The organism is Rhizobacter sp. P1_G5 (assembly GCF_056405435.1).
In genome coordinates, this window is sequence record NZ_JBFUCB010000921.1 from 1 (window position 1) to 1,696 (window position 1,696).

Annotated in this window: 3 protein-coding genes; 2 read left to right on the plus strand and 1 reads right to left on the minus strand. The window is 68.5% G+C overall.

Translation table 11 applies throughout. The annotated features are described in order from the left end of the window. Positions 1-276, plus strand: a 276-nt coding sequence (locus tag AC1D12_RS32725; protein WP_477845293.1) for a sigma factor-like helix-turn-helix DNA-binding protein, incomplete at its 5' end; no start/stop codon positions are given. Next, entirely contained in the window at positions 273-1,283 is a 1,011-nt protein-coding gene (locus AC1D12_RS32730) for a FecR family protein (protein WP_477845294.1), read from the plus strand. The genes AC1D12_RS32725 and AC1D12_RS32730, both read left to right, overlap by 4 nt. 65 nt (positions 1,284-1,348) lie before the next feature. Here AC1D12_RS32730 and AC1D12_RS32735 read toward each other — a convergent pair. Further along, positions 1,349-1,696 (minus strand): hypothetical protein (locus AC1D12_RS32735; RefSeq protein WP_477845295.1); only part of this gene is annotated, 348 nt, incomplete at its 5' end.

Genomic DNA, 1,696 nt, shown 5'->3' on the forward strand with positions numbered 1-1,696 from the left:
GCACAGCGGCAGGTGCTGCGGCGCGTGATCGGCGTGCTCGAATCGCTGCCGCCGCTGCGGCGCGAGGTGTTCCTGCTGTTCCGGGCCTATGGGTTCACGCGCACCGAGATCTCGCAGCGGCTCACGCTCAGCGAGGCGGCGGTGGCCAAGCACCTGGTGCGGGCGGCGCTGGATTGCTCGCGGGTGTTCGCCGAGATGCAGGCCGAGCTGATCGAGACGCCGGCGGTGTCACCGCGCAGCAGCTTCCGTGCGACGCTGGCCGAGGAGTGGGCATGAGCCCGATGGCTCCCGCCGAGAAACTGATCGAGCACGCGCTCGACCTGGTCGTGAAGAGCGAGGTCGAGCCGGAGCCGGCGGCCGGCCGGGCGCTCGCGCGGCTGCGGCAGTGGATCGCATCGTCGCCCGAGCATGCGGCGGCAGCCGACGAGGCGCGCCGGCGCTGGCAGATGCTGGGCGGGATGTCGGAGGGGCTGAGGGAGCATTTCGATGAACCGGTCGCCGCCCCACACGCCGCGGGGCGCCGAAACCTGCTGCTGACCGCGGCCGCGTTGCTCGGCGGCGCGGCGCTCGCCGGCCGGCTGGGCTGGCAGTACTGGCAGGCGCCGGTGTTCAGCGCGGCGTACCGCACGCAGCCGCTGCAGCTGCTCAACGTCGGCTTGCCCGATGCCCAGCCCGGCACGCAGCTGGCGCTCGGTGCCGACAGCGCGATCGACGTGCGGCTGCACCGGCAGCGCCGCATCGTGCGGCTCGACGGCGGCGAACTGCGCTGCGACGTGGCGCACGACGCCGCGCGGCCGTTCGAGGTGCTGACGCGCCAGGCGCGCATCGAGGTGCTGGGCACGGTGTTCAGCCTGCGCGAGCGCGGCGGCGCGCTGACGGTGGGCGTCGAACGCGGGCGGGTGCAGGTGGCGCTGCGCGAAGCGGCCGAGGCCGGCAGCCCGGACCGCTTCGGCTCGCCGATCGTGCTGGCCACCGGCGAGCTGCTCGACATCCGCAACGGCATCGCACAGCCACCGCACCTGGGCGACGCGGCGGCCCTCGCCGGCTGGCGCGACGGCTGGCTCAGCTTCCAGGACACCCCGCTGCGCGAGGCGCTGGCCAGCGTCAACGCCTACCGCACGGCACCGATCGTCAGCACCGATCCGCGCGTCGACGCGATGCGGCTGACCGGCCGCTTCCCGGTGCGGGATGCGGCCGGGTTGCTGGCGGCGCTGCCGCAGGTGTTGCCGGTGGTGGTGCGGATGAGGGCGGATGGGGGCGCCGAACTCACGGTTCGGCAATGAAGGCACTGTCCAAACCACGCCGCACCGGCTGACTCATTCGGATTGAATCAACCTGTCGTGCACCATCACTGGTTCGAAGCATCATTGAGAATTCGGTCGTACAGGTATACATCCGTATTCGGTGCATTGTCACTGCCGCCGAACTGCGGGTACTGCATGCCCTGCTGATATTGCTGGTACTGGTGTGGCTGAAGCGGTTGCGAAATCGGATTTAGACCAATTGCCTGCGGATATGGATAGGGATTCAGACCGGGGCTCGACAGCGGCGAGATCGACACCTGTGGATGCTGGCCCCTAGGAGACAAGTTCAAGTCAAAGTTTTCACTAACCTTATTCAAATTCAGCGGCCCAATATTTATAACATTTTTCGAATTCCACTCCCCCTTCTGGCTTACATTGGGTTCCCCTGATAC

What these genes read in the sequence shown, in the direction of transcription:
- AC1D12_RS32730 (WP_477845294.1), top strand. Translation starts at nt 273, where the DNA reads ATGAGCCCGATGGCTCCCGCCGAGAAACTGATCGAGCACGCGCTCGAC.